This is a genomic window from Candidatus Polarisedimenticolia bacterium (genome assembly GCA_036001465.1).
Classification (GTDB): Bacteria; Acidobacteriota; Polarisedimenticolia; order Gp22-AA2; family Gp22-AA2; genus Gp22-AA3.
This window is the reverse complement of sequence record DASYUH010000011.1, coordinates 45,973-51,972: the sequence shown is the minus strand read 5'-3', so window position 1 is coordinate 51,972 and position 6,000 is coordinate 45,973. Positions and strand designations below refer to the sequence as shown.

Here is a 6,000-nt window from a genome sequence, read left to right as displayed (position 1 = left end):
CCGCGGAGGGCGAGACGCGCGTGTCGTCGTAGGCCGTCGTCACGAGACCGGAGGCGAGGCACGAGGTCGCCGACCCGAGGCCCGAAGCGCCGAGGGCCAGGAGGCCGCCGCCCGCGATCTCGTAGGTCACTCCGGGGCCGGCCCCCGCCGGCTGGTTGGCGTCCCAGGTCAGGTGCGCGGGGGAGGCCGCGCCGACTGCGAGGCCGGTCACCTCGACGGGCGTCAGGTACGGAGCCGCCGCGTCGCCGGGGGAGCAGTCCTCGCCGTTCAGGTGGCCGTCCAGGTCCCGATCGGCCCCGAGCCTCAACCCCGAACCGAGGGTCGCGCACAGGAAGCTCACCGGCCCGGTGGCGCCCTGGCGCAGGTTCAGAGTGCTCACCTGCGCCTCCCCGGCGACGTCGGTTGTCCAGAGCCCTCCCGACCCGATCCCGCCGTTCAGGTAATAGCTCCGCAGGCGGCCGGACGCGCCTCTCGCATAGGCCACCAGCTCGCAGTGGCGAGAGGCGTCGGCGAGGTTCCCGAGAAGCAGGAGAGTCGAGAGCAGCTGCTCCTGCGGCGGCGTCCCGGTCGGCGGGGCGCCCGCCGGGACCGTCAGGTTCTTCCCGACGGACGGCCGGATGCCGGTCGGGAAGTGCATCAGGAACACGGTGAGGTCGCGCGCCTCCTGGGCCGTGAGGTTGAACACCCCCGCCGACAGGAAAGTTCCCAGGTCGGGTATCGACCCGTCATGCGTGAACCCGAAGCCCCCCTTGGATTCGGGCGGCATGGCGGTCCCCGGCGGACCGAACCGCGGGCCGAGCTTCTCGTACATGTTGCGATTGTGCGGCACCTTCAGGTCGCTGTGCGGGCTGCCGTCGAGGTTGCCGTTGAACAGTCCCGCCTTGGCGGTATCCGGGTCGCCCGGGCTCAATCCTCCGAGCTTGCCGCCGGCCGCTCCGAACGGCAGGGCGTGGCAGGCCGAGCACGACTGCCCCGCGTCGGTGCTGCCGGACGTGAAGAGCCTCAGCCCCTCGGTCGGATTGCCGGTGAACGGGTTGTTGGGGATCGTCACCGGGGCGTTCGGGAGCGTGTCGTCCACGTTCCGGAACGGGTTCGGCGGGAAGGCGATGCCGAGAGAGAACTGGCGGAACAGCTCCATCTGGGCGGCGCTCAGGCCGGCCGGCTCGCCGTTGATCGGGCCGATGTCGCGCGAGCCCAGGAGCCCGACGAACGCCTTGTTGAAGGCGTTGAGCGTGCCGCGGTCGCCGCGCCAGTGCAGGGGCTCGAGCATGCCGCGCAGGGTCTGTGTCGTCATCGGCCCCTTCTGCGGGTCGAACCCGGTGTGCGCCGAGAACGGCGGCTGCGCCGGCACCGTCGTCGGCTGGTTGTTCTGCGGCACGATGAACCGGATATTGTCGCCGGGCGTCCCGTATGCCACGAAACTCCCTTCGGGGTTCCCCAGGTCCCAGCCCAGCTCGTCCATGTTCCCCGAGATGTGGCAGGAGGCGCAGGAGTTGTCGCCATGGCCCGACGTGTCGATGCCGTCGTACAGGAAGCGCCGGCCGTTCCGGATCGTCGGCGAGGAGGGGTCGTGAAGCGCGAGCTCTCCGACCTTGGACAGGGTCAGCGCGTCGACCAGCGCGATGGAGTTCGTGAAGCGATTGAGAACGTAGAGGCGGTTCAGGTCTTCCCTCAGGGCGACGCCGGTCGGTCCCTCCCCCACTTCGACCGCATCCGGGGCGGCGCGCGATGGTCCGAAGACGCAGGCCGGGTAGTTCCCGGGACCGTCCAGGCAGCCCTGGCTGACGCGGAACAGCCGGCGCGAGCCGATGGCGGTCAGGTAGCCGGCCGTCCCGGCCCGGTTCCAGATCATCATCCCCGGCTGGGAGATGCTGGCCTGCCGCTCCGACAGGTTGGTCGCCGGGTCGCTCAGACGGTCGATGTGGGCATTGAGGTCGACGATGCGCACGGCGTTCCCCTGGGCGGGATCGACGATCGTCAGCCGGTTGTCCACGACGTGTCCCCCCACCCCCAGGGGATGCTCGAAGCGCACGCGGTTGCGGGCCTCGGTGTTCGGCACGTAGATCCGGCCGTTCGCCGGATTCACCGAGACCTCGAACAAGGTCGTCCCTAGGTGATCCACGGTCGTGACGCCGAGCGTGGTCGCGTCGATGATGAACAGGTCGTGGTCCGGCAGCCTGACCGGCAGGCACATGCTCCAGTCCTGGCCGGCGTCGTCACGCCAGCTCTGGGTCCCCTGGTCCCACCCGACGATGAGGCCGACGGGGGGCACGCCGCCGTTCGGAGGATCGGGCAGGAGCGTGTTGCGCGCGATGCCGGCCGGCAGCGGCGGATACGGTGGATGCGGCGCGCTGCATTCGATTGGGTTCAGGCCGAGGGCCGTCAGGCGGGTCTGATTGAGCCCCGAATTGTTCCCGAAGATGACGTTGGCGTTGATTCCGGTCGTCTGATTGCCGGAGTTGAGGACAATCGCGTACACCCGGGTGGCGTCCCGGGAGACGGCCAGGGCGCGCGTGTCGCTGCCGAACATGTCGATCCGGGCCGGCGGGAGCGAGAGATCCGCGAGGTTGAAGGCCTTGACCGCATCTTCCTGGGACACCGCGACGAAGGCGCGGCCCGAGGCGAACACGACGTCGGTCGGCTCGTCGCCGACCGGCAGCGTCCGCACCACGGTCCCCAGGCCCAGGTCGACGATGCTGATTGTGTCGGACAGGTGATTGACCACCCAGGCCTCCGACTCGGTGCGGGGGACGACCGTGATCGGCTCGAGACCGACCGGAATCTGGGCCAGGGGGGTAAGGTCCCCTCCGGGCAGGACCGTGAACACCTCCAGGAGCGCTCCGGGGGTGTTGACGACCAGGAGCCTTCCCCCGGAAGGGGTTAGCGCGATCGGATGGACCTGCGACGACTCGAAATTGACGTACTGCGCCCCGGCCTCGCCCGGGAACGCCAGCCCCAGCAGAAGGATCCCCGCTCCGAACGCTATGGTTCGCATGGATACGCCACCCCGTCGTGGTTGCGGTCCGCGTGTCCGGCATCTAAATTGCTGCACGGACGCGGGATGCGCCTGAAAGACTGTCCGATCGAGCCGGCCGTCCGATTGCCCCTGCGCCGTTCTGCCGGCCCGCGCATAATAAGATGGCTGGCGGGAAATTACGACGGATCAATCGATTCAGCAAGGAGTTGTTGACGCGATGGGTGGACGGAAAAGATTGCGACCGGCATCTCTCTCGGGACTCCCGGTCCCCCTTCTGCTCCCCGTCCTTTTTTCATGCTCCGCCGCCCTGGCCCAGGCGTCGGGCGAAGATAGGACCTCCATCCCGGCAGCATCCGGACGGTCCTTCCCCGCGATCGCCTCGATCAAGATCGAGCGGACCGACGTCTTCAACCTGGACGACCCGGACGAGCGCCACGCCCCCTACATCCTGGCCAACAAGCTGCACGTCGAGACGCGCGAGCGCATCATCCGGAGGGAGCTCCTGTTCGCCGAGGGGGACCCGGCCGACCCGGCCGTGCTCTACGAATCGGAGCGCAATCTGAGGCGGCTGAGCTTCCTGCACGACAACACGCGCATCGTGACGCTGCCGCGCGACGACGGCCGGGTGGACGTCGTGGTGCGCACGCGCGACGTCTGGACGACCCGGCCGAGCGTGTCCCTGAGGCGCGAGGGGAACCAGACGACCGGCCGCTTCTCCTTCATCGAGGACAATGTCATGGGGCTCGGCAAACGGCTCGGGGCGTCGTACCGCCGGGACCTGGACCGCGATTCGGGCGGAGTCGAGTACTCCGATTCGAGGCTCCTGGGGACGCGCTGGACGTTTGCCGCGAACTATTTCGATCGTTCGGACGGCATGCTCTACTCGGCGGATGCCGGGCGGCCGTTCTACTCCCTTCTGACCACGCAGGCGGGCGGAGGCGGAGGATCCCATTTCTCGCAGATCACCACCCTGCAGCTGGACGGCGAGGACGCCCCCGGGTTCCGCCAGCGTCACAGCGACCTGACCGTGCGGTACGGCCGGGCCCTGCGCACGGGGTACGACACGGTGCGCCGGCTCATCTACCGATTCAGGTTCGAGGACGACCTATTCGACCTCGAGCCAGGAGAAGGGCCGCTTGTCCTCAAGCCGCCGATCGGCGGGTCGGATTATCCCGCGCTTCCGGAGGACCACCGCTTTCGTGTCCTGGAGGCGGAGTACCAGAGCAGCGACGTGCGCTTCGAACGGGCCAGCCATCTCGATCGGTTCGATCGCTTCCAGGACGTGAACCTGGGGAACGAGTGGTCGGTCTCGCTCGGCGTGTCCCCGACCTTCCTGGGGGACGATCGGACCCGCCTGTTCTTCTCCGGACAGTTCAGCCGCTGGCTCCACCTGTCTCCGAGCACCTTCTCGCGCCTGGAAGCGGGCGCGTCCGGCCGGGTCGCGGCAGGGACGGGGCAGAACCTCGTGTCCCAGATCGACCTCCGGCATTATTACCTCGGCCTGCCGCGCCAGACGCTCGTCGTCCACGCCGAGCAGACCTGGGGCCACAACCTGGACGGCGAGAAGCAGTTCCTGCTGGGGGGAGAGTCGGGGTTGCGCGGGTACGACAACCGGCGCTTCGACGGCAACAAGCGCCTCCTGCTCAATGTCGAGGACCGGGTCTACCTGGTCTACGACTGGCTGCACCTGGTCTCGATCGCCCTCGCCGGTTTTTCCGACGCCGGGTTCGTCTGGCGCGCCGGCAAGGGGGAGGACCTGGGGGACGTCGTGGGGGACGTCGGGATCGGCCTCCGGTTCGACGTGACCCGCGGCGGGAGCGGGACGGTCATCCGCCTCGACTACGCCTATCCCGTCAGCCGCGTCGGACAGGAAGAGAACCCGCGAGGGGTGCTGTCGTTCACCGCGGGGCAGGCGTTCTGAGGAGCCACGGGGTCCATCAGACGTTGGCCGACGCGGCGGCGCGCGCCGCCCGGCGGCGGTTCCCCGAGACCATGAGGCGGACGAGGCGCGCCCTCCAGCCCGGCCGGTGGATTTCGTAGTACCGGGCGAGCCCCTCGTACAGCTCGAGCCGGCGCGCCCCCTCGGGAAGCTGCCTGATGCTCGCCCGGCCGTGGTGGATGACCGAGAGATCGTAACGCACGTGCACTTCGAAGCCGGCGTCGCGCACCCGCCGCGACAGATCGACGTCGTTGAAGAACAGCGGAAACCGCTCGTCGAACAGCCCGCCGATGGCCTCGACCGTCGACCGGCGGATCAGGAGGCAGGCGGCGGCCGCCTGGTCGATGACCGCGAGTCCCCAGCGCAGCCGCGATCGCAGCCGGTACCGCCGCCCGTTCAGGCCGAAGAGCAGCCAGCGGTCGAGAGACCGGCCGATCCGCGTCCAGACGGCGAACACGATCGGCAGCGTCGGGAAGGCCCGATGCAGCGACTGCGGCACGCCGTCCGTCCCGACCAGGTTGCACGACACGATCCCCGCCTGGGGGCGGGCGCGCAGGTGGTCGATCATCCCCCTGAGCGCGGCGCCGTTCAGGACGACGTCCGGGTTCATGACCAGGACGCATGAGCCGCGCGAGGCGGCGTACGCCTGGTTGTTGCCGCGCGCGAAGTTCTCGTTGCGGGCGTTCGCGATGAGCCGCACGCGCGGCTCCGCCGCGAACTCCCGCCGCACCATCGCGGCGCTGTCGTCGCCGGAGGCGTTGTCCACGACGATGATCTCGAAGGACAGCCCCGACGCCGCTTCAAGCGTCGCCCGCAGGCAGCCGTGCAGGAGATCGCGCGTGTTCCAGGAGACCACGAGCACCGAGAGGTCCACGCGTTCCATTCAGCGCCTGCGGCCGATGTAGATAATAAGATGGGGAGTGCGACCAGGTGCGCGAGCCCTGGCGAACAGCCGGCGCACCGGGTGCTTCAACCGGCGAAGAGGCCGACGCCGGCGCTCCTGCGAGAACCGGGTGGCGCTGAGGATGCTTGCGCCCGAGTGCCTGCTGAGATAATGGTTCTTGTACGCATGCGGCTCGAATCG

At 69.1% G+C, this 6,000-nt stretch carries 3 protein-coding genes; 1 reads left to right on the top strand and 2 read right to left on the bottom strand.

All coding sequences use genetic code 11. The features are described from left to right. A partial coding sequence (locus tag VGV60_02220) for a hypothetical protein (protein HEV8700069.1) occupies window positions 1-2,995 on the bottom strand: 2,995 nt, incomplete at its 3' end. Between the two features lie 217 nt (window positions 2,996-3,212). Between VGV60_02220 and VGV60_02215 the strand changes: the two genes are divergently transcribed. Then, window positions 3,213-4,898, top strand: coding sequence for a BamA/TamA family outer membrane protein (locus VGV60_02215; protein HEV8700068.1), 1,686 nt, complete (start codon window positions 3,213-3,215; stop codon window positions 4,896-4,898). Between the two features lie 16 nt (window positions 4,899-4,914). Here the strand turns inward: VGV60_02215 and VGV60_02210 are convergent, their stop codons facing one another. Continuing rightward, the gene (locus VGV60_02210; GenBank protein HEV8700067.1) at window positions 4,915-5,799 is read right to left on the bottom strand and encodes a glycosyltransferase family 2 protein; all 885 of its coding nucleotides are present in this window, start codon (window positions 5,797-5,799) and stop codon (window positions 4,915-4,917) included. Window positions 5,800-6,000: the final 201 nt, after the last annotated feature.